21 protein-coding genes and 2 pseudogenes are annotated in these 20818 nt (G+C 70.4%); 10 read left to right on the top strand and 13 right to left on the bottom strand.

Features of this window, described 5'->3' with window-relative positions; all coding sequences use genetic code 11:
• Window positions 1-23 precede the first annotated feature (23 nt).
• Window positions 24-1517 carry a D-alanyl-D-alanine carboxypeptidase/D-alanyl-D-alanine endopeptidase gene (gene dacB, locus ACVHNB_RS01875; RefSeq protein WP_456227281.1) on the bottom strand — a complete coding sequence of 498 codons (1494 nt, stop codon included), beginning with the start codon at window positions 1515-1517 and terminating at the stop codon, window positions 24-26.
• 86 nt (window positions 1518-1603) lie between these two features.
• On the opposite strand from dacB, the gene ACVHNB_RS01870 reads away from it, so the two are divergent.
• Together ACVHNB_RS01870 and ACVHNB_RS01865 are read left to right on the top strand one after the other, a co-directional pair.
• Window positions 1604-2095, top strand: coding sequence for an inorganic diphosphatase (locus tag ACVHNB_RS01870; protein ID WP_111662754.1), 492 nt, complete (start codon window positions 1604-1606; stop codon window positions 2093-2095).
• A gap of 158 nt (window positions 2096-2253) precedes the next feature.
• Window positions 2254-3924, top strand: a complete 1671-nt coding sequence (locus ACVHNB_RS01865; protein WP_428953210.1) for a threonine/serine exporter family protein — start codon at window positions 2254-2256, stop codon at window positions 3922-3924.
• 217 nt (window positions 3925-4141) lie between these two features.
• Here the strand turns inward: ACVHNB_RS01865 and ACVHNB_RS01860 are convergent.
• Window positions 4142-4816, bottom strand: a pseudogene (locus ACVHNB_RS01860) (DedA family protein); the annotation flags it as partial.
• Between the two features lie 142 nt (window positions 4817-4958).
• Here ACVHNB_RS01860 and ACVHNB_RS01855 point away from each other — a divergent pair.
• The gene (locus tag ACVHNB_RS01855) at window positions 4959-5333 is read left to right on the top strand and encodes a YbjQ family protein (protein WP_428953211.1); all 375 of its coding nucleotides are present in this window, start codon (window positions 4959-4961) and stop codon (window positions 5331-5333) included.
• Between the two features lies 1 nt (window position 5334).
• On the opposite strand, the gene ACVHNB_RS01850 is transcribed toward ACVHNB_RS01855, so the two are convergent.
• Window positions 5335-6099, bottom strand: a complete 765-nt coding sequence (locus tag ACVHNB_RS01850; RefSeq protein WP_428953212.1) for a MerR family transcriptional regulator — start codon at window positions 6097-6099, stop codon at window positions 5335-5337.
• 135 nt (window positions 6100-6234) lie between these two features.
• On the opposite strand from ACVHNB_RS01850, the gene ACVHNB_RS01845 reads away from it, so the two are divergent.
• On the top strand, window positions 6235-7539 hold the full coding sequence (locus ACVHNB_RS01845; protein WP_428953213.1) for an ion channel protein: 1305 nt from the start codon (window positions 6235-6237) through the stop codon (window positions 7537-7539).
• Between the two features lie 40 nt (window positions 7540-7579).
• The gene (locus tag ACVHNB_RS01840) at window positions 7580-8998 is read left to right on the top strand and encodes a glutamate decarboxylase (protein WP_428953214.1); all 1419 of its coding nucleotides are present in this window, start codon (window positions 7580-7582) and stop codon (window positions 8996-8998) included.
• 231 nt (window positions 8999-9229) lie between these two features.
• Here the strand turns inward: ACVHNB_RS01840 and ACVHNB_RS01835 are convergent, their stop codons facing one another.
• From ACVHNB_RS01835 to ACVHNB_RS01820, 4 genes are all read right to left on the bottom strand, one after another.
• Window positions 9230-9997 (bottom strand): ABC transporter permease, encoded by a 768-nt coding sequence (locus ACVHNB_RS01835; protein ID WP_456227280.1) that lies wholly within the window; start codon window positions 9995-9997, stop codon window positions 9230-9232.
• A complete protein-coding gene (locus ACVHNB_RS01830) occupies window positions 9994-10935 on the bottom strand; it encodes an ATP-binding cassette domain-containing protein (protein ID WP_456227279.1) in 942 nt (313 codons plus the stop codon). The genes ACVHNB_RS01835 and ACVHNB_RS01830 overlap by 4 nt, the downstream gene beginning before the upstream one ends.
• 93 nt (window positions 10936-11028) lie before the next feature.
• The gene (locus ACVHNB_RS01825) at window positions 11029-11670 is read right to left on the bottom strand and encodes a PadR family transcriptional regulator (RefSeq protein WP_428953217.1); all 642 of its coding nucleotides are present in this window, start codon (window positions 11668-11670) and stop codon (window positions 11029-11031) included.
• Window positions 11671-11687: 17 nt separating this feature from the next.
• Complete coding sequence (locus tag ACVHNB_RS01820) at window positions 11688-12224, bottom strand: DinB family protein (RefSeq protein WP_456227278.1); 537 nt, start codon at window positions 12222-12224, stop codon at window positions 11688-11690.
• A gap of 374 nt (window positions 12225-12598) precedes the next feature.
• Between ACVHNB_RS01820 and ACVHNB_RS01815 the strand changes: the two genes are divergently transcribed.
• Window positions 12599-12841 carry a DUF397 domain-containing protein gene (locus ACVHNB_RS01815; RefSeq protein ID WP_428953219.1) on the top strand — a complete coding sequence of 81 codons (243 nt, stop codon included), beginning with the start codon at window positions 12599-12601 and terminating at the stop codon, window positions 12839-12841.
• A gap of 74 nt (window positions 12842-12915) precedes the next feature.
• Here the strand turns inward: ACVHNB_RS01815 and ACVHNB_RS01810 are convergent, their stop codons facing one another.
• Window positions 12916-13398 (bottom strand): ATP-binding protein, encoded by a 483-nt coding sequence (locus ACVHNB_RS01810; protein WP_428953220.1) that lies wholly within the window; start codon window positions 13396-13398, stop codon window positions 12916-12918.
• A 256-nt stretch (window positions 13399-13654) separates the two neighbouring features.
• Between ACVHNB_RS01810 and ACVHNB_RS01805 the strand changes: the two genes are divergently transcribed.
• Both ACVHNB_RS01805 and ACVHNB_RS01800 read left to right on the top strand, forming a co-directional pair.
• The gene (locus ACVHNB_RS01805; protein WP_456227277.1) at window positions 13655-14521 is read left to right on the top strand and encodes a helix-turn-helix domain-containing protein; all 867 of its coding nucleotides are present in this window, start codon (window positions 13655-13657) and stop codon (window positions 14519-14521) included.
• A gap of 100 nt (window positions 14522-14621) precedes the next feature.
• Window positions 14622-16106: an aldehyde dehydrogenase family protein gene (locus tag ACVHNB_RS01800; RefSeq protein WP_456227276.1), complete on the top strand. Its 1485-nt coding sequence runs from the start codon at window positions 14622-14624 to the stop codon at window positions 16104-16106.
• Window positions 16107-16147: 41 nt separating this feature from the next.
• On the opposite strand, the pseudogene ACVHNB_RS01795 reads toward ACVHNB_RS01800, so the two are convergent.
• A pseudogene (locus ACVHNB_RS01795) lies at window positions 16148-16911 on the bottom strand (IS5 family transposase).
• Between the two features lie 143 nt (window positions 16912-17054).
• Between ACVHNB_RS01795 and ACVHNB_RS01790 the strand changes: the two are divergent.
• Window positions 17055-17576 carry a hypothetical protein gene (locus tag ACVHNB_RS01790; RefSeq protein WP_456227275.1) on the top strand — a complete coding sequence of 174 codons (522 nt, stop codon included), beginning with the start codon at window positions 17055-17057 and terminating at the stop codon, window positions 17574-17576.
• 10 nt (window positions 17577-17586) lie between these two features.
• Here the strand turns inward: ACVHNB_RS01790 and ACVHNB_RS01785 are convergent, their stop codons facing one another.
• Genes ACVHNB_RS01785 through rpmG form a run of 4 tightly spaced genes read right to left on the bottom strand, consistent with a single transcriptional unit; the run spans window position 17587 to window position 20099 of the window.
• Window positions 17587-18462 carry an IS5 family transposase gene (locus tag ACVHNB_RS01785; RefSeq protein ID WP_456227274.1) on the bottom strand — a complete coding sequence of 292 codons (876 nt, stop codon included), beginning with the start codon at window positions 18460-18462 and terminating at the stop codon, window positions 17587-17589.
• A gap of 45 nt (window positions 18463-18507) precedes the next feature.
• Window positions 18508-19656: a CobW family GTP-binding protein gene (locus tag ACVHNB_RS01780; RefSeq protein WP_456227273.1), complete on the bottom strand. Its 1149-nt coding sequence runs from the start codon at window positions 19654-19656 to the stop codon at window positions 18508-18510.
• Complete coding sequence (locus tag ACVHNB_RS01775) at window positions 19653-19931, bottom strand: type B 50S ribosomal protein L31 (protein ID WP_428953224.1); 279 nt, start codon at window positions 19929-19931, stop codon at window positions 19653-19655. The genes ACVHNB_RS01780 and ACVHNB_RS01775 overlap by 4 nt, the downstream gene beginning before the upstream one ends.
• Before the next feature lie 3 nt (window positions 19932-19934).
• Window positions 19935-20099: a 50S ribosomal protein L33 gene (gene rpmG / locus ACVHNB_RS01770; RefSeq protein WP_428953225.1), complete on the bottom strand. Its 165-nt coding sequence runs from the start codon at window positions 20097-20099 to the stop codon at window positions 19935-19937.
• A 175-nt stretch (window positions 20100-20274) separates the two neighbouring features.
• Between rpmG and ACVHNB_RS01765 the strand changes: the two genes are divergently transcribed.
• On the top strand, window positions 20275-20808 hold the full coding sequence (locus ACVHNB_RS01765; RefSeq protein ID WP_456227272.1) for a hypothetical protein: 534 nt from the start codon (window positions 20275-20277) through the stop codon (window positions 20806-20808).
• Window positions 20809-20818: the final 10 nt, after the last annotated feature.

Raw genomic sequence — 20818 nt, 5'->3', positions numbered from 1 at the left:
TGTCCCCTGGGGGACGGCGGGGCTCAGCGGCAGCCGCAGTTGGCGACGGACGAGGCGAGGCGGTCCAGGCCGGCCTGGGCCGACTGGGGGCCGGGCGCGCCCTGCGTCATGAACGCGAAGACGAGGAGCCGCCCGTCGGCGTCGACGACCGTGCCCGCGAGGGTGTTCACACCGGTGAGGGTGCCGGTCTTGGCGCGGACGAGGCCGGTGCCCGAGGCGTCGGCCGGGTCGCCGTAGCGGTTGCTGAGGGTGCCGGTGAAGCCGGCGACGGGCAGGCCGGTGAGGACGGAGCGCAGTGCGGTGCTGTCGGGCTCGGCGGCCTTGGCGAGCAGTCCGGTGAGCAGGTCCGCGGAGACCTTGTCGGTGCGGTCGAGGCCGCTGCCGTCGGAGAAGTGGGCGCCGGAGAGCGGGAGTCCGAGCTTGTGCAGTTCCTTCTTGACGGCCCGGCCGGCGCCGTCGAAGTCATGGCTCTCGTCGGCGGCGACGGCGGTCTGCCGGGCGAGCGCCTCGGCGATGTCGTTGTCACTGTGCGTCAGCATCCGCTCGACGAGGGCGGACAGCGGCGGGGACTCGACCTTCGCGACGTCCTCGGCCTGTCCGGAGGCCTTGCTCGGGCCGGGCTCGCCGCCCTTGGTCCGGATGCCGCGCTCGCGCAGCAGGTCCGCGAACTTCTGCGCCGCCGACGCCGCCGGGTCCGCGGCGCGCGGCGCCGGTCCGCTGGTGGAGTCGTCGGTGCGGCCCTCGTCGGCCATCAGGGCGGTGACCTGGGCGAGGTTCTCGTTGGGGCCGATGGGGTGGGTGGACGGCCCGGAGTACAGCGAGGCGTCGTAGGAGAGCGTGACCTCGGTGGTGTCGCTCTTCTTGAGGGCGGCCGCCGTCTCGTCGGCGAGGGTGCGCAGGCTGGCGGCGCCGTAGGGGTTCTTCTCGCGGGCCGTCAGGGTCGGGTCGCCGCCGCCGATGAGGACGAGTTCCTTCGCGTCCTTCTCCAGGGCCGTGCGGGTGGCGATGCGGTGCTCGGGGCCCGCCGCCGTGAGGGCCGCGACCGCCGTGGCCAGCTTGATGGTGGACGCCGGGGTGAGCGCGTCACCCGCGGACTTTCCGTACAGCCTCTTTCCGGTGACGGCGTCGACGACCGCGGCCGTGCGGCGGGGGCCCAGCGCCGGGTCCTTCAGGAGCGGGTCCAGGACGTCGGCGAGGGCGTGCTTCGTCGGGCCCGGGACGGACGCCCCGGGGGCCGCGAGGACGGCGGGGGCGCTGGGCGCCGCGGACGGCGCCCCGGCGGGCGTACGCCCGTGATCTGCGCCACCCCCGGCCTCCTGGGAAGCCGCCCGGTCCGCCTCGGCCTTACGCTGACCCGAAGCGTCCCAGGGACCGGCCGTGGCCACCACGACAGCCGCGAGGACGAGACCCACCGCCGTCGCACCTACCGTGACGTGCTTGGTCTTGGCCTTCGCAGCCGACGTGGCAGCGGTCTTCGCCGCGCTCGTCAAGAGCTGCGAAGCCTTCAGCTCCGGCACCGCGGACCAGCCCCTTTCGCGATCACACACCTGCGTGAGGGACACTTAATCACCAGTCGTATGTGTTGATCATGGAGGAGCCACCGGTGGAGTTCGACGTCACGATCGAGATTCCGAAGGGATCGCGGAACAAGTACGAGGTCGACCACGAGACCGGGCGCATCCGTCTCGACCGTCGTCTGTTCACGTCGACCGCCTACCCGACGGACTACGGCTTCGTCGAGAACACTCTCGGCGAGGACGGCGACCCGCTGGACGCGCTGGTCATCCTGGACGAGCCGACCTTCCCGGGCTGCCTCATCAAGTGCCGCGCCATCGGCATGTTCCGTATGACGGACGAGGCCGGCGGCGACGACAAGCTGCTGTGCGTCCCGGCGACGGACCCGCGGATGGAGCACCTGCGCGACATCCACCACGTCTCCGAGTTCGACCGCCTGGAGATCCAGCACTTCTTCGAGGTCTACAAGGACCTGGAGCCCGGCAAGTCCGTCGAGGGCGCCGACTGGGTGGGCCGCACCGAGGCCGAGGCCGAGATCGAGCGTTCCTACAAGCGCGCTCAGGACCAGGGCGGTCACTGACCCCGAGCGTTCATGAACGGGCCGCACGCTCCCTGCCGGGGTCGTGCGGCCCGTTCGCGTATTCGTGCGCATACTGAGGCGTACGGGAGGCAGACGCATACGAGGCGGACGCCCACCCGGTCGAGCGAAGGGCGAGGAAGCACAGAGGTGCCACAGACGTGACGGAGCGGGAGTCGGAGGCCCCGGAGGACCGCAAGCCGCAGTCCGACGAGGCCCGCAGTGCGTTCACGCAGCCCATCGGGGTGGTGTCGCCGCCTCCGGTGGTGGACGAGGAGTCGTCGACCACGTCGGAGTTCGCGCTCCCCGAAGGGCTGAGCGTGCAGGCGTCCGAGGCGGCCGACGCGGAGGGCTCCGCGTTCACGCCGCCGAAGACCTACAGCTCCCGGCAGTCGCCGGCCGCGTTCACGCCCGCGCACGGTATCCCCATGGTCAGACTGACCAAGGAGGCGCCGTGGCAGGACCGGATGCGCACGATGCTGCGGATGCCGGTCGCCGAGCGGCCCGCGCCCGAACTCCCGCAGAAGCAGGACGACGCCGGGCCCGCCGTGCCGCGCGTGCTCGACCTGACGCTGCGTATCGGGGAGCTGCTGCTGGCCGGCGGTGAGGGCGCCGAGGACGTGGAGGCGGCGATGTTCGCCGTGTGCCGGTCCTTCGGGCTCGACCGGTGCGAGCCGACGGTGACGTTCACGCTGCTCTCGATCACCTTCCAGCCGTCCCTCGTGGACGACCCGGTGACGGCCTCGCGCACGGTGCGGCGGCGCGGGACGGACTACACGCGGCTCGCCGCCGTGTTCGCCCTGGTGGACGACATCAGCGACGAGGAGGGCGAGGTCACCCTCGAGGAGGCGTACCGGCGGCTCGCGGAGATCCGACGCAACCGGCACCCCTACCCCGGCTGGGCGCTCACCGCGGCGAGCGGGCTGCTCGCCGGGTCCGCCTCGATCCTGGTCGGCGGTGACGTCATCGTGTTCATCGCGGCGGCGATCGGCGCGATGCTGGGCGACCGGTTCGCGTGGCTGTGCGCGGGGCGCGGGTTCCCGGAGTTCTACCAGTTCACGGTGGCCGCGATGCCGCCCGCCGCGATCGGCATCCTGCTGACCCTGGCGCACGACTACGTGGACGTGCGGGCGTCCGCGGTGATCACCGGTGGACTGTTCGCGCTGCTGCCGGGGCGGGCCCTCGTGGCCGGAGTGCAGGACGGTCTGACCGGTTTCTACATCACGGCGGCGGCCCGCCTGCTGGAAGTCATGTACTTCTTCGTGGGCATCGTCATCGGCGTGCTGATCATGCTGTACGTGGGCGTCCAGCTGCACGCGAGCCTCAATCCCGAGGGCGGGCTGCAGGTCATCGAGCAGCCCGTGCGGCTGTGGCAGATCGCCGCGTCGATGGGGCTGTCCCTGGCGTTCGCCGTGCTGTTGCAGCAGGAGCGGTCGACGGTCCTCGCCGTGACGCTGAACGGCGGTGTCGCCTGGGTCGTCTACGGGGCGATGCACTACACGGGCGGGATCTCACCGGTGGCGTCGACCGCGGCGGCGGCCGGGCTCGTCGGCCTGTTCGGGCAGCTGTTCTCGCGGTACCGGTTCGCCTCGGCGCTGCCGTACGTCACGGCCGCGATCGGGCCGCTGCTACCGGGTTCCGCGACGTACTTCGGGCTGCTGGCGATCGCCCAGAACGACGTGGTCCGGGGGCTGGTGTCGCTGTCGACGGCGGCGGCGCTCGCCATGGCCATCGCGATCGGGGTGAACCTGGGGGGCGAGATGGCCCGCCTGTTCATCCGCTCCCCCGGGGCCTCGAACCGCCGAGCGGCCAAGCGGACGCGAGGCTTCTAGGTCCGGAGTTCTCGTCTGCCGGGTAGCTGTCGCGTCGCCGAGTGAGGGTCCGGTGGGTCTTCTCGCGCAGTTCCCCGCACCCCTGAGGGGCGCGGGGAACTGCGTGACCAGCCACGACGCACCCCGCACCGGGCGACGCACACGAACCGACCCGAACCGACCCGAACCGACCGACCCCGCACCGAGCGGAGCGCTACCGCTTGGCGTGCCGCCCGCGCTGCGCCGGCGCCTGGCCGGACGGCACCGCCCCCGGCTCCGCCGCCTCGGCCTTCTTGGACTTGCTCCGGGCCCGCAGGAACTCGATCACGATCGGCACCACCGAGATCAGGACGATCAGGATCAGGATCATCTCGATGTTCTTGTGGACGAACTCGATGTTGCCCAGCCAGGAGCCGAGCAGCGTCACGCCCGCGCCCCACAGGACGCCGCCGATCACGTTGAACGTGATGAACGAGCGGTACTTCATGCCGGAGACGCCCGCGATGATCGGCGTGAACGTGCGGACGATCGGCACGAAGCGGGCCAGGATCAGGGACTTCGGGCCGTGCTTCTCGAAGAACTCGTGCGCCTTCTGCACGTTCTCCTGCTTGAACAGCTTGGAGTCCGGGCGCCGGAACAGCGAAGGACCGACCTTCTTGCCGAACATGTAGCCCGCCTGGTCACCGAGGATCGCGGCGAGGCAGATCAGGCCGATCGCGCCCCACAGCGGGAAGTCCAGCTGCTTCGAGGTGATCAGCAGGCCGCAGGTGAAGAGCAGGGAGTCGCCCGGCAGGAAGAAGCCGATCAGCAGGCCGGACTCGGCGAAGACGATCAGGAGCAGGCCCCAGATGCCGAACGTGTTCAGCAGGTAGTCCGGGTCCAGCCAGCTTGGTCCGAGAGCAAGCGTCATCACGGGTCCGGGCTCCTGAGGGGCTTGAGAAACAGAGGCGTGGCAAAGCAATGGCGGTGCAAAGTTATCAACGCCGGTTGTCCGTGCCAGGTTCCAGTGGCCCTCTCAGGATGCACTGTGCCGTATCTGTGGCAAACCTGTCGGTATGGGTATCGAAGACTTCGGCGGCGGCCAGAATCCGCAGGCGGATGTGCTCGTCGTCACCACGAACGACGTCCCCGGGTACCGGGTCCAGCAGGTCATCGGCGAGGTCTTCGGCCTCACCGTGCGCTCGCGTCACCTCGGCAGTCAGATCGGCGCCGGTCTGAAGTCGATGATCGGCGGCGAGCTGAAGGGCCTGACCAAGACGCTCGTCGAGACGCGCAATCAGGCCATGGAGCGGCTGGTCGAGCAGGCGCGGGCGCGGGGCGCCAACGCCGTGCTCATGTTCCGCTTCGACGTGACCGAGGCGCTGGACGGGGCCGCGGAGGTGTGCGCGTACGGGACGGCCGTCGTCATCGCCCAGGAGCCGATGGTGTGAGTCACGTCTCCTGGTGGCGGGCCGCGTTCGCGTGGATCGCGTCCCGCAGGTGTTCGGCGACGCCCTCGCCCAGGGAGTCGTAGAACGCCTTGAAGCGCTCGTCGGCCACATACATGTCGCCGAGACAGACGTGCATCTCGTAGGCGAGGTCGTAGAACCAGCGGTCGATGTGCAGGCGGTGTTCCTCCGCGAGGTCCATGGCCCGCTCGCCGGTCGCGGGCTCGCCGGCCGCGACGAGGGCGGCGTAGCGCGCGCTCCAGTCGTCGACCTCGGCCTGCAGGCGCTTCCAGTCGGCCTTCGTGTAGCGCGCGGCCCGCCGCTGGGACTCGGCGTACGACGCGGTGCCGCCCCAGCGCCGCTCGGCCTCCTCGGCGTACTGCTCGGGGTCCTTGTCCCCGAAGACCTCGAACCGCTCCTCGGGGGTGAGCTGGATTCCCATCTTCTGTGCCTCCATGGCGTGTTCGACGGCGTCGGCCATCTTCTGCAGCTTCTCGATGCGGGCGATCAGGACGTCGTGCTGGCGCCGCAGGTGGGCGCGCGGGTCGGTCGCCGGGTCGTCGAGCAGGGTCTGGACCTCGTCCAGCGGGAAGCCGAGCTCCCGGTAGAAGAGGATCTGCTGGAGCCGGTCCAGGTCGGCCTCGTTGTAGCGGCGGTGGCCCGCGTGGCTGCGCTCGCTCGGGACGAGCAGGCCGATCTCGTCGTAGTGGTGCAGGGTGCGCACCGTGACGCCGGCGAATCCGGCCACCTGGCCCACCGCGTAGCTCATCCGCCGCGCCTCCTGATGCGTGCGTTCCGTGCCGTACGGGCATCAGCTTGGGCCCTCACGTCACGTGAGGTGCAAGCCGGGACGGCGAGGACCCTTCCGGGTGTTATGCCGCGCATGTCCGCTTAGGGTGACGACGTGAGCAATGAAGCCGCCGCGGCGTCGCCGCCCGCCCCCGCAGCTCCCCCCGCTGTTTCCGCTCGCGCCCTGCTGCCCCTGGTCGTGCCCGCGCTCGTCGTGGGGGTCGCGTGCAGTCTGCTGTTCCTCGCCCTCAGCTGGATCGCCGAGCGGCTGCAGGACGTGCTGTGGGGGAATCTGCCCGACGCGCTCGGGATCGGCCGCTACTCATCCCTGTGGATCATCGTCATGCTCACCCTGACGGGCGTCCTGGTGGGCCTGGTGATCTGGCAGGTGCCGGGGCACGCGGGCCCCGACCCGGCGACGATGGGGCTCGGCGGCGAGGAGCCGCTGCCGCCGTACGTCCTGCCGGGGCTGGCGCTGGCCGCCGCCCTGATGCTGGCCGGCGGGCCGAGCCTCGGTCCGGAGAACCCGATCATCGCCGTGAACGTGGGCCTGACGTTCTGGCTGGGCCGCAAGCTCCTGCCGAGGTCGCCCGGCGCGCTGTGGCCGAACCTGGCCTCGGCCGCGACCATCGGCGCCCTGTTCGGCACGCCCGTCGCCGCCGCGCTGCTCGTCTCCGAGGCGCTGGCGGGGCGGCCGATGCCGCTGAAGGGCTCGCTGTGGGACAACCTCTTCGGGCCGCTGCTGGCCGCCTCGGCGGGCGCGCTGACCACCACGCTGGTCGCCTCCCCCTCCTTCGATCTGGGGCTCGCGCCGTTCGATCACCCGGGCTGGGCGGATCTGCTGTCCGCGATCGTGGTCGCGTGCGCGGCGGCCGCGCTCACCATGGCCGCCGTGTACGCCTTCCCGTACGTGCACGGCGCTTTCCGCCGCCTGGGCCACCCGATGCTGATCCTGCCGCTCGGCGGACTGGTGCTCGGCCTGCTCGGCGCCCTGGGCGGCCATCTGACGCTGTTCAAGGGCCTGGAGGAGGTAAAGGAGATCGCCGCGGACCCGGACGGCCGGTCGGCCGGCGAGTTCGCCGTGCTGACCGTGGTGAAGCTGGCGGCGCTGCTGATCGCGGCGTCGTGCGGGTTCCGCGGCGGGCGGATCTTCCCGGCGGTGTTCGTCGGCGCCGCGTTCGGCCTGTGCGCGCACGCGCTGGTGCCGGGCGTGAACGCCTCGGTGGGCGTCGCGGCGGGGGTCCTGGGCGTCCTGCTCGCCGTCACCCGGTCGGGCTGGGTCAGCCTCTTCACGGCCGCCGTGCTCGTCGCCTCGCCCGCGATCATCGCCCTCATGTGCATCGCGTCATTGCCCGCTTGGCTCCTGGTGACCGGACGGCCGCAGATGCAACTGTCGGAAGACGGCGCCTCGTTGCGCTGAGCCCTCACGAACTCTCGGAGCGGACAAAGGAGTCACGGACATGTCGCCGCTGCATCAGAGTCCTTCGGAGAAACCCGGCGAGCACACCCTCGCCGTCAACCCCTTCTACGCCGAGGCCGATCCGACGGCCGGCATGGCGGACGCGCCGCCCAAGCACCGGCTGCCGGACAAGCCGCTCGCGCCGATGACGGCGTACCAGCTCGTGCACGACGAGCTGATGCTGGACGGCAACGCGCGCCTGAACCTGGCCACCTTCGTCACCACGTGGATGGAGCCGCAGGCCGGTGTCCTCATGGGTGAGTGCCGGGACAAGAACATGATCGACAAGGACGAGTACCCGCGGACCGCCGAGCTGGAGCGGCGCTGCGTGGCGATGCTCGCCGACCTGTGGAACGCACCGGACCCGTCGGCCGCCGTGGGCTGTTCGACGACCGGGTCCAGCGAGGCGTGCATGCTCGCCGGGATGGCGCTCAAGCGGCGCTGGGCGCAGAAGAACGCGGACCGCTACCCCTCGCGCGAGGCCCGGCCCAATCTCGTCATGGGCGTGAACGTGCAGGTCTGCTGGGAGAAGTTCTGCAACTTCTGGGAGGTGGAGGCGCGGCAGGTGCCGATGGAGGGCGACCGCTTCCACCTCGACCCGGCGGCCGCCGCCGAGCTGTGCGACGAGAACACGATCGGCGTCGTCGGGATCCTCGGCTCCACCTTCGACGGGTCGTACGAGCCGATCGCCGAGCTGTGCGCGGCGCTCGACGCCCTCCAGGAGCGCACGGGGCTCGACATCCCCGTGCACGTGGACGGGGCGTCGGGCGCGATGGTGGCGCCGTTCCTCGACCCGGACCTGGTGTGGGACTTCCGGCTCCCGCGGGTCGCGTCCATCAACACCTCGGGGCACAAGTACGGGCTGGTGTACCCGGGGGTCGGCTGGGCGCTGTGGCGCGACACGGAGGCGCTGCCCGAGGAGCTCGTCTTCCGGGTCAACTACCTGGGCGGCGACATGCCGACCTTCGCGCTGAACTTCTCGCGGCCCGGCGCCCAAGTGGTCGCGCAGTACTACTCGTTCCTGCGCCTGGGCCGCGAGGGCTACCGCGCGGTCCAGCAGGCGACCCGCGACGTGGCCCGGGGCCTGGCCGAACGCATCGAGGCGCTGGGCGACTTCCAGCTCATCACGCGGGGCGACGATCTGCCGGTCTTCGCGTTCACGACGGCGCCGGAGGTGACGACGTACGACGTGTTCGACGTGTCGCGGCGGCTGCGGGAGCGGGGCTGGCTCGTCCCGGCGTACACGTTCCCGGCGCACCGGGAGGATCTTGCGGTGCTCCGGGTGGTGTGCCGCAACGGGTTCTCGGCGGATCTGGCGCAGCTCCTGATCGAGGACCTGAACCGCCTGCTGCCGGAACTGCGCAGCCAGCCGCACCCCTTCACGAGCGACCGGGAGGCGGCCACCGGGTTCCATCACTAGGGCCTGTCCGGCGGGTCAGGTCGCGTCCGGGTGGCCCGTGCTCTTCTGTGCCGCAGGTCGGCGTGCCAGACCCCGCGCCCGCGACACGATCCGCCGGACAGTCCCTAGGCGCAGCTCGCCATAGGGCTGCTGGCTCATTGCCGGGTGCGGGTGAGCGGGGCCTGGTCGCGCGACCGGGCACAACGCGACCCGCACCCGCCGACGAAGCCGGACCCGGCGGACGGGACGCGTCTACCTGCTGAGTGACGCGAACCTCCGTACCGCCAGCGGGAAGAACACCGCGAGGAGTCCGACCGGCCACACCACCGCGAGCCACACCTCGTCCGCGCCGCCGGGGTTGCCGAAGAGATGGCGCACCGAGGACGCCGTCGCCGACATCGGGTTCCACTCCACCACCGCGCCGAGCCAGTCCGGCATGGTCGCCGGCACCGTGAACGCGTTGGAGAGGAACCCGACCGGCCACACCAGGATCTGCACGGCCTGCACCAGTTCCGGCTTGCCGGCCACCATCGCCAGCCAGATACCGATCCACAGCATCGCGAACCGCAGCAGCAACAGCAGTCCGAAGGCGCCGGCGAGCGCGCCGAGGGACCCGTGCGCCCGCCAGCCCAGCGCGTACCCGACCCCCGCCATGACCGCGAGGGCCGCCGCCGACTGGAGCATGTCGGCGACCGAACGGCCCACCAGGACCGCCCCGTCGACCATCGGCATGGACCGGAACCGGTCGATCACGCCCTTGTTGAGATCCTGGGTGACGGCCAGCATCGTCGACTCCAGGCCGAACGCCATGGTCAGCGCGAGCATCCCGGGGACCAGGAAGTCCACGTAATCGCCCTCGACGCCCTTGCCGCCGCCGATGAGGTAGCCGAACATCACCAGCAGCATCACGGGGAAGACGAGGCCGACGACGATCCGCACCGGCTGCCGTGCCCAGTGCGCGAGTTCGCGCCGGGTCATCGTCCAGGAGTCGCCGGCCGCCCAGCCCCACGACGTGCTCATGCAGCCACCTCCGCCGTCGTCCGGTCCGTGAGGTGCAGGAACACCTCGTCCAGCGTGGGGCGCCGCAGCGCCACGTCCTCCACGTCGATCCCCGCCGCCCGCAGGGCCTGTACGACGTCGGCGAGCGCGGCCATCCGGTCGGTCACCGGGGCACTGACCAGGCGCCGGTCCGCGTCGGCCGTCGCTCCGGGCGGCAGCAGGCCCGCCACGAGCGGCAGGTGACCGGCGTCCCGGACCACGACGTCGATCCGGTCGCCGCCGAGCCGCGCCTTCAGGTCGTCCGGGGTGCCGGCCGCGACGACCCGCCCCCGGTCGACCACCGAGATCCGGTCGGCGAGCTGATCCGCCTCCTCCAGGTACTGCGTGGTGAGCAGCACCGTCGTACCGCCGCCGACCAGCGAGCGCACCGCGTCCCAGACCTCGGCGCGGCCGCGCGGGTCGAGGCCCGTCGTGGGCTCGTCGAGGAAGAGGACCTCGGGCTCGGTGATCAGCGACGCCGCGAGGTCGAGGCGGCGCCGCATGCCCCCGCTGTACGCCGTGACCGCCTTGCGGCCGGTGTCCTCGAGGCCGAAGCGGGCCAGCAGCTCGTCGGCCCTGGCCCCGGCCCGCCGCGCGCCCAGATGGTGGAGGCGGCCGAACATCTCCAGGTTCTGCCGCCCGCTCAGCTCCTCGTCCAGCGCCGCGTGCTGGCCGAGCAGGCCGATCCGGCGGCGCACCGCGTCGGGGCTGCGCCGCACGTCGTGGCCCGCGACCTCGACACGGCCCTCGTCCCAGCGCAGCAGGGTCGTCATGATCCGCACGGCGGTGGTCTTGCCCGCGCCGTTCGGCCCGAGCACGCCGTGCACGGTGCCCCGGCCGACCGTCAGGTCGAGACCGTCGAGCGCCGCCTTGTCGCCGTACCGCTTGCGTACACCCTCGGTCACGATCGCGTCCGTCATCCGACTCCTTCGCTCCCGGCACCCCTGACACTTCCTAGTCAAACTTGACTAGGAAGCAAAAGTAACGCCGCCGATGCGATTCGTCAAACTTGATTAGCGGTCGTCCTCCGGCAGCCGCTCCCCCGTCGCGTACGGGTTCTCCTGTCCCTCCGCGAGCACCCCCACGAACGGCTCGCCCTCGCCCGCGAAGGTGTAGGCGCCGCCCTCGATGCGGCCGATCAGGCCCCGGGTCCACGCGGCGCCGGTGTCGGCCGAGTACACCCAGTAGTTCATGATCTCGCCGATGTGGCCGAGCTGTCCGGGGCCGCCCTCGGGTGTGTAGTAGCCGGTGACGGAGCCGCGCCACTCCTCGATCCGGCGCACCCGCTCCTCGAGCAGGGCGACGGCCTCCCCGCGCGGCAGGTCCACCATGAAGCCGAGCGCCGCGGTGAGGATGTCGGGGCGCTGGTCGTACGCGGTCAGGGACTCACGGAGCAGGGCGAGGTACTCCTCGGTGCCCTGCTCCGTGATCTCGTACTCGGTGCGCGGCGGGCCGCCGGCCGTCGACGGGGCGATCTCGTGCGCGACCAGCAGTCCCTGCTTCGCCATCTGCTTGAGGGCGTGGTAGATCGAACCGGGCTTGGCGTTCGACCACTCGTGGGCGCCCCAGTACTCCAGGTCGTTGCGCACTTGGTAGCCGTGTGCGCGGCCGTGCTGGCGTACGGCCCCGAGGACCAGGAGGCGGATCGCTGACATGCGCCCAGCGTAGGACCTCAGTTCTGCGCCAGCGCCACCAGCTCGAAGGCCGTCTTGCCGTCCAGGGACTCGCGGATGATGTCGGCGTGACCCGCGTGCCGGGCCGTCTCGCGGATCAGGTGCAGCCCGAGCCAGCGCAGCGAGACCGCGGGACAGCCGTGGAACCAGGGCTGGTCCGGCAGCGGGAACGTGTCGTCCAGGCTCGGCGCCGCGTGGAAGAACTCCTCGGTGCGGCGGGCCACGTCCTCGTAGTAGTCCAGGACCTCCTTCACCGACTCGTCACCGACGAGGCGGAAGCTGTCGCCCCAGGTCGTGGCGTCACGCTCGGTGTCCGGCGCGATCTGCTGGGCCCGGGCGATCCAGCCCTGCTCGACCTCGGCCACGTGCTTGAGCAGCCCCGCGAGGGACAGCTCGCTGGCGCTCGGCCGGGACGTGGCCTGCTCCTCGCTCAGGCCGAGCAGGGCCCGGCGAATGCCGCCGCGCTGCTCGGCGATGAAGGCGAGCAGCGCCCCGCGCTCGTCGCCGCGGGCCTCGGGGTTCACGTGCATGACCATGGCGGCCACCTCTCGTCTCCGTAATGTGCCGGTACGTCGCGTTCCGACACAGATGAAGGTACGGGGGATATAGGCCAGATGCTGACCGCTTCGGATCTCGTCCGCGGAGGAAAGTTCCTCGATGTTCGATGCGGGGCGTCCTACCGGCGATGGCCGGGAAGGCCATGGGCGGACGCGGCGTTTGCATGGCATGCGACCGTCGGGGCAGATGACAGCGGGGCTGTAACCAGGGGAACACCCCGCGTGCACGTGCATCTGCCCATGCATGGCCAGATGAACGAAGCTATGCTCCTGGACAGTTGCGGCAGTTGATCTCCGCTTTCTCACCTGTCACCGGGTCAGTTCACAGCTACAGCACCACCGGGGAGCGAACCGTGCATCACGTGTACAACGGCATGGCGGCCGCGGACCTGCACGGAGTGGTCTGGCAGAAGAGCAGGCACAGCAACTCGCAGGGATCCTGCGTGGAGTTCGCCAAACTGCCCGGCGGCGCGGTGGCCGTGCGCAACTCGAATTTCCCGGACGGGCCCGCGCTCGTCTACACGCCCGCCGAGATAGAGGCCATGCTGCTCGGCGTGAAGGACGGCGAGTTCGACCATCTGATAGCCGGCGCGTGACGACAGGACTCCGACGCGCGTAGATTCCGGACCTGCCGCCGCCTACCCGTCCGTACGGCGGGACGGGCCTGTATTCAGAGTCTGAACAGGGCCCAGACCACCTTCCCGCCCAGCGCGCCGGCCAGCGGATGCCAGCCCCAGCTGTCACTGAACGAGTCGACGAGGAACAGGCCGCGCCCGGACTCCGCCGCGAAGTCGTCCTCCGTCTCCCGGGCCACCGGACTCTCGTCGCTCGGGTCGCGCACCGCGCACACCACCCGCGACGCCCAGCGCATCAAGTGCAGCCGCACGGGCGGGTCCTGGTCGTGCGGGGTGCCCGCGGGCAGTGCGTGCCGCAGCGCGTTCGTGACCAGTTCCGAGACCACCAGACAGATGTCGTCGAAGCGCTCGGGGACGTCCCAGTCGGCGAGTGTCCTGCGCGTGAAGTCCCGTGCGCTGCGCACCGCTTCGTACCGGGCGGGCAGGGCGCACGAGGCGGCACTGGAGACGGCCGAGGGGTCGAGAGGGGGAAGGCCCTGCCGTAATGGCTCGAGCATGGTCGATCCGTTCGTCCCCATGCGAGGCACTCCCCAGATTCGCAGTACGTAGCGAGCGGTGGTGACGACCATCGTTCCGAATGCGTACACCGGATGCAAGGGCAGATGCACGTGCACGCGCCCGACTTGGACGTTCCCGCACCGCTTCTTGCTCATTTCTTCCTACGACTTCTTGCGGAGGTCTTTCGTGATCTTTCCGTTTCTGTAACCGAACGAGTACGGGCCGGAGCGTTTTAGTGGCAGACTTCGGCCCCTGAACGGATGGGGAGGAAGAGACGTGACCGCTGGGGAGTCGAGCGGCTCGGTGGTGCGGCGCATTCTGCTGGGCTCACAACTGAGGCGCCTGAGGGAATCGCGCGGCATCACGAGAGAGGCCGCCGGCTACTCGATCCGCGCCTCCGAATCGAAGATCAGCCGCTTGGAGTTGGGACGGGTGAGCTTCAAGGCGAGAGACGTCGAGGACCTGCTGACCCTGTACGGGGTGACCGACGAGGCCGAGCGCGGGGCGCTGCTGTCCCTCGTGAAAGAGGCCAACGTCGCCGGCTGGTGGCACAGTTACTCCGACGTGCTGCCCGGCTGGTTCCAGACGTACATCGGCCTCGAAGGCGCCGCGTCGCTGATCCGCGGGTACGAAGCGCAGTTCGTGCACGGCCTGTTGCAGACCGAGGCGTACGCCCACGCGGTCGTCGCGCGCGGCATGCGGGGCGCGGCCCGGGAGGACATCGACCGCCGCGTGGCGCTGCGCCTGGAGCGGCAGAAGCTGCTGGTCGCGGAGCGGGCGCCGGACATCCGGATCGTCCTGGACGAGGCCGCGCTGCGCCGGGTGCACGGGAGCCCCGAGGTGATGCGCGGACAGCTGGAGCATCTCGTCACGGTGTCCGAGCTGCCCCAACTGACGCTGCAGATCATGCCGTTCAGCCACGGCTGGCACTCCGGCGAGTCCGGCACGTTCACGATCCTCACCTTCCCGGAGTCCGACCTCTCGGACGTCGTGTTCCTGGAACAGCTCACCAGCGCCCTGTACCTGGACAAGCGCGAGGACGTCGCCCAGTACGAGAAGGCGATGGCCCAGCTTCAGGACGAATGCCCCTCCCCGGAGGAGAGCCGGACGCTGCTGCGTCGCATTCTGAGCGAATTCGCTTAAATACAAAGGCAGTTGAACGATCCCCTTACGGCAGCTGACAGGTACCGCCCGTACCATGACGTCACATCAGGTGTCCGGCGCTGCAGCAAGGGATTTCCCCATGACGTCACAGTCGTCACAGTCCTCACAGGTCTACTTCTCGGAACTGGACCGGCAGTACATCGACGGGTCGTGGCGCCCCGGGCGCGGGTCGTGGGACATCATCGACTTCAATCCGTACAGCGGTGACAAGCTCGCCTCCATCACCGTCGCCTCGGTCGAGGAGATCGACGAGGCGTACCGGGCCGCCGAGCGGGCGCAGAAGGACTGGGCGAGGACGAACGCGTACACGCGGCGCCTCGTCTTCGAGCGGGCGCTGCGGCTGATAGAGGAGCGCGAGGACGCGATAGCCGAGGCGATCGTCGACGAGCTCGGCGGCACGCGCACCAAGGCGGGCTTCGAGCTGCACCTCGCCAAGGAGTTCCTGCGCGAGTCGATCCAGCTGGCGCTGCGTCCGCAGGGCCGGGTCATCCCCTCCCCCGTGGACGGCAAGGAGAACCGCCTGTACCGGGTGCCGGTGGGTGTGGTGGGCGTGATCTCGCCGTTCAACTTCCCGTTCCTGCTGTCCCTCAAGTCCGTCGCCCCGGCCCTGGCGCTGGGCAACGGCGTCGTGCTGAAGCCGCACCAGAACACGCCGATCGTCGGCGGCTCACTGGTCGCGAAGATCTTCGAGGACGCGGGGCTGCCGGCCGGCCTGCTGAACGTGGTCATCACCGACATCGCGGAGATCGGCGACGCGCTGCTGACGCACCCCGTGCCGAAGGTCATCTCCTTCACCGGCTCCGACAAGGTCGGCCAGCACGTCGCGACGGTGTGCGCCTCGCAGTTCAAGCACGCGGTGCTCGAACTCGGCGGCAACAGCGCGCTGACCGTGCTCGACGACGCCGACATCGACTACGCCGTGGACGCGGCGGTCTTCAGCCGGTTCGTCCACCAGGGCCAGGTCTGCATGGCCGCGAACCGGATCCTCGTGGACCGCAAGGTCGAGAAGGAGTTCACGCAGAAGTTCGTCGCGAAGGTGGCGACGCTCAAGTCGGGCGACCCGCGCGACCCGGAGACGGTCATCGGCCCGGTCATCAACTCCACGCAGGCGGAAGCGGTCTCGGGCGTCGTCGAGCAGGCGCTCGCGGAGGGCGCGACGGCGCTGCTGCGCGGCACCGTGGACGGGAACCTGGTGGAGCCGGTGGTACTGACCGGGCTGCCCGCCGACTCACCGGTGCTGCGCCAGGAGATCTTCGGCCCGGTGGCGCTCCTCATCCCGTTCGACGGCGACGAGGAGGCGGTGCGGATCGCCAACGACACCCCGTACGGGCTGAGCGGGGCCGTGCACACCGGCGACATCGAGCGGGGCGTGGCGTTCGCCCAGCAGATCGACACGGGCATGATCCATGTCAACGACGGCACCGTGCACGACGAGCCGCTCGTCGCCTTCGGCGGCGAGAAGCGGTCCGGGCTCGGCCGCCTCAACGGCGACGCGACCGTGGAGTCCTTCACCACGCAGAAGTGGATCTCGGTGCAGCACGGCCGGAGCCGGTTCCCGTTCTAGGACCTGTCCGGCGGGCCGGGCCCTAGGTCGTGTCCGCAAAGTCATGGGAGCCAGAGTTGTAGGCAGGCGAGGGTGACCATGGCTTGGTAGTGGCGGGCTCGTTTGTCGTAGCGGGTGGCCAGGGCCTTGTGGTGCTTGAGCTTGTTGAAGCAGCGTTCGACGAGGTTGCGGCGCCGGTAGGCGGCCCGGTTGAGTCTGCATCGGCTCTGGCCTCTGCGGATGCGGCCGTTGATCTGGTCGATTCGTTCCGGGATCGCTGCTTTGATGCCGCGTCCGCGCAGGTAGGCGCGGATCTTGACGGACGAGTAACCCTTGTCTGCGGCCACCCGCTCCGGTCTGGTGCGTGGGCGGCCCGGACCGCATCGGGCGACCCGGATGCGGGCCATCACCGCCTCGAACTGGGTGCAGTCGTTGACGTTCCCAGCGGTCAGGGTGAAGGCCAGGGGCCGGCCGAGTCCGTCGCAGGCAAGGTGGATCTTCGTGGTCAGTCCGCCGCGGGAGCGGCCGATCGCCTCGCCCGGCCAGAGCCCCCTTTTCGTGCCCCGGCCGCATGCTGATGGGCTCGCACCGTCGTGGAGTCGACACACACGATCGACCAGTCGACAGCGCCCACGGCGTCGGAATGCTGCTGGACGTGGGCCAGCAGGCGGTCCCAGGTTCCATCGGCCGACCAGCGGCGGAAGCGTTCGTAGACCGTCTTCCACGGGCCATAGCGTTCCGGCAGGTCCCGCCAGGCCGCCCCGGTCGACAGCTTCCACAGGATTCCGTTGACGACCTGACGTCGGTCCCGCACCGGACGGCCCATCCGGGGCGGAGCCAGTAACGGCTCGATCACCGCCCAGGATTCATCGGTCAGTTCATGACGACGCACCATGAACAGACCAACGAGCCAACGACTTTGCGGACACGACCTAGGGCGTGTGTCGGAAGTGCTTTAGGTTGGCTGACGTGAGTGCGCGGGGGCAGAGTTACCGATATGTCGGACCGGTTGAGCTGAAAGCTGCGGTCCGGCCTGGCAGCGGCGGGCGCCGGATCGGCTCGGCGGCTGACTTCGACGGCTGGATCGCTGGGCGATCGGCGGCAGAACTGACCGAACCGTTCACCTTCGTGGTCGGCATGGATGGTGTCCTTCGGCTGGCGCCGCGGCGAAGCGAGCACGTGGCCTGCGCCGGCGGGGACATGGTTCTGAGTGCCGGCGAGATCGGCTTCGTGCGTGAGGCGGACTGGTGGACCGTGGACGAGGTCAGCAACCAGTCCACCGGTTACTGCCCGGACGTGACCTCCTGGTCGGCGGTCGCCCGTGCTCTGGACCGTGTAGAGCTTGGGCGGCCCTCCGGCTTCACCCACGAGGTGGTGTTCCGGCGGTGCCCTGACTGCCAGGAGCACAACATCGTGCGCGAGGACGACTTCGTCTGCGTCTTCTGCGGCAACGATCTGCCGGAGACGTGGAACGTGGATCCCAACGTGTAACGGTCGAGGGTCACAGCCACTCGCTTATGGCAGCGATAAGGACAGTCGCCTCGTAGCGGACCGCGAGCTTGTCGTATCGCGTGGCGACAGCGCGGTGCCTCTTGAGCCGGTTGATCCCGCACTCGACCGCGTGACGTTCGCGGTAGTCGACCGGGTCGAAGTGCGGCGGCCGACCGCCGCGAGAGCCGAGCTTCTGGCGATTGCGCGCCTGGTCGGCCTTGTCCGGGATGGTGCATCGGATTCCGCGGCGGCGCAGGTAGGCGCGGTTCATGCGGGAGGAGTACGCCTTGTCCGCCCGCACCCGGTCGGGGCGAACGCGTGGCCGGCCGGGCCCGAGACGGGGCACGCGAATCTTCTCCAGCACCGGTTCGAACTGCGGCGAGTCCCCGCGCTGCCCTGCCGTCACCACGATCGACAGGGGCTTCTGACCCTGCTCGACGGCCAGGTGGAGCTTGGTGGTGAACCCGCCGCGCGAGCGTCCCAGCCCGTGATCACGAGGCTCGGTGAACACGCCACCCGGCGGTTCCTTCTGTAGATCACCCTGCTTGCGGGCACCGGCCGCATGCTGATGAGCGCGGCACACCGTGGAGTCGACGCTCAGGTCCCATGTGATCGCACCTTTCGCATCGGCCAGGGACTGGAGCCGGGTGAGGATCCGGTGCCAGGTGCCGTTCCGCTGCCATCGACGGAAGAGGTCGTAGACCCGGTTCCACGGACCGTACTCGACGGGCACGTCCCGCCACGGAACACCGGTCCGGACCCGGAACCGTATGCCGTCGATCAGCAGACGCCGAGGCCAGACAGGCGGTCGCCCCGCCTTCGTCCCCTTCGGCAACAACGGCCCCAGCACCGCCCACTGCTCGTCCGTGAGATCTCCCCGTCCCATGACCTGTGATCATTCACAGCCCAAGATCCACTTTCGGCACACGGCCTAGGCCGCGCCCAGGAACGTGTCGAAGGCGGGCGTCGTCTTCAGCCGCTGCCAGGCGGCGCGGCCGGAGGCGTACTCGGCGTCCGTCAACAGGCAGGAGCACAGCAGGAGTTCGAGGCCGTCGCGGTCCAGGCCCGGTGAGGTGAAGACCAGGTGCTGGCAGCAGTCGCCGTGCTCGGGGTGCCAGTCGAGCGCGGCGGCCGCGCGGCGGACCGGCGGGACCAGGTCCCAGGCCGCGTCGGGCAGCGAGGCGAGCCAGGGGCCCGCGCTCTCCACGCACAGGGCGCCGCCGGCCGCGTCCCAGTGCAGCAGCGTGTCCGGGCGGTCGGCGAGCCAGAAGCGGCCCCGGCTGCGGGCGGCCGCGACGGTGAGGTCCTCCAGGGCCGCGTAGAGGCGCTCGGGGTGGAACGGGCGGCGCGCGTGCCACACCAGCGTGCCGATCCCGGCCTCGTCCGCGTCGGTGGGCAGCAGGGCGCAGGCCGGGTGCTGGGCGGCCGCGGCGGCCTCGGTGTCGAAGGTCCCGGTGAGCGCGGCCGCCGCCAACGTGCCGCTGCCGAGGACGACTTGGTGGGCGGTGGGGTGCAGCTGGGCGAGCAGCGCGCGGTCCGCGTCGTCGGCCTCCGGGGAGTCGGCGACCGCGAGCACGGGGGCGTACTCCAGCTGGCGGGCCCAGGTGTCGGCCACGGTGCGCCGGTCGGTGCCGGCCACGGCGAGTCCGGTGTCCGCGAGGTCGTCGCCGTTGCCGAGGAAGGGCAGGAGCAGCGCCGGGTCGACGGCTGTGACGACGGTCATGACCGGCAGGTCCGGGCCGTGCGCCGCGACGGCCTCGGCGGTCGCCCTCGGCTCGACGGAGTCCCAGAGGTCGACGACGGCGAGCGTGGTGCGGCCGTCGTCGGCGAGGCGCCGCAGTTCCGGGACGAGGTCCTCGCGCAGCGTGCAGCACGCGCAGTCGCCGGCGAGCGGCACCTCGTCGGTGGCGAAGGTGCCGTCGGCGTCGCGCAGGGTGCGCAGGACCGTGCCCCGCGCGGCGGTGGAGAGGTCGTGATGGAGGGCCGCACTGCCGGGGACGGCGGTGAGCAGCTCGTCGACGGCGGCCCGCCGCGCATCCGCGTGCAGGCCGCCGACGATCACGACGGGGAGCCGGCTCACCGGCCGGACGTCTTCCCGGGCTCGTCCCCGGACTGCTTCCCGTAGCGGCGCTCGAAGCGCTCCACCCGGCCGGCGGTGTCCAGGACCCGCTGGTTGCCGGTGTAGAAGGGGTGGCTGACGTTCGAGATCTCGATGTCGACGACGGGGTACGTGTTCCCGTCCTCCCACTCGATCGTCCGCTCGCTCGTCATGGTGGAGCGGGTGAGGAAGGCGTGGTCCGCGGCGCGGTCGCGGAACACGACCGGTCCGTAGGCGGGGTGGATGGCGTTGTTCATGGGTCAGCGCTCCTCTCGGAAGTCGACGTGACGGCCGGCGACGGGGTCGTACTTGCGCAGGGTCACGCGGTCGGGGTCGTTGCGGCGGTTCTTGCGGGTCACGTACGTGTAGCCGGTCCCCGCGGTGGACCTGAGCCTGATCACTGGACGGAGTTCGTTGCGAGCCATGCCGCCATTATATGAAAATGGCTACCGTTTTCAATAAGGGATGAGCCGCTCCCGCTGAGAGATGCGTCACTCCCCTGTCCGGGTACTTCCTGCCCCGGTCGGACGAACCGCCCGTGTGACGGCTGGTAACTTGCAGCGGCGATTCAGGACAACAGCAGTGACGTAGGGGGATGTTGTGCGCATCAGGAACGGCAGCGGGAACGGCAGGAACGTGCGGATCGTGGCGGGGGCCGCGGCCGTCGTGGCGGTGCTGGCCGTCGGCGGCTGCAGCAGTGACGACGCCAAGGACGGCACGGACGGCACGGACGGCAAGGACAAGGCGTCGGACGGCGGCTCGTCGTCCTCGGCGGCGCCCGACGGCGGGTCGTCCGGTTCGGCCGGGTCCGCGAAGGACGCCGAGGGCATCTGGAGCGCCACCACCGGCGGGCAGGCCGTCGTTCTCGTCATCGGCGGCGAGCAGGCGTCGCTGAGCTCGGGCGACGGGCATCTGTGCAGCGGGACCGTGACCGCCGCGGGCAAGCCGACGCTCGACCTGAAGTGCGCGGACGGGAACACCGACCGCACCACGGGGGCGATCGAGTCCAACGACGGCAAGACGATGAAGGTGTCCTGGAAGGCCGGGACGACGGACACGTTCACGAAGTCGGCGGACGGGAAGCTGCCCACGGGGCTGCCGACGGGCCTGCCGAGCGGGCTGCCGACGAACTGAGGACGGCTCT

It is taken from the genome of Streptomyces sp. YJ-C3 (assembly GCF_053891275.1).
This window is presented reverse-complemented; position numbering and strand designations above follow the sequence as displayed.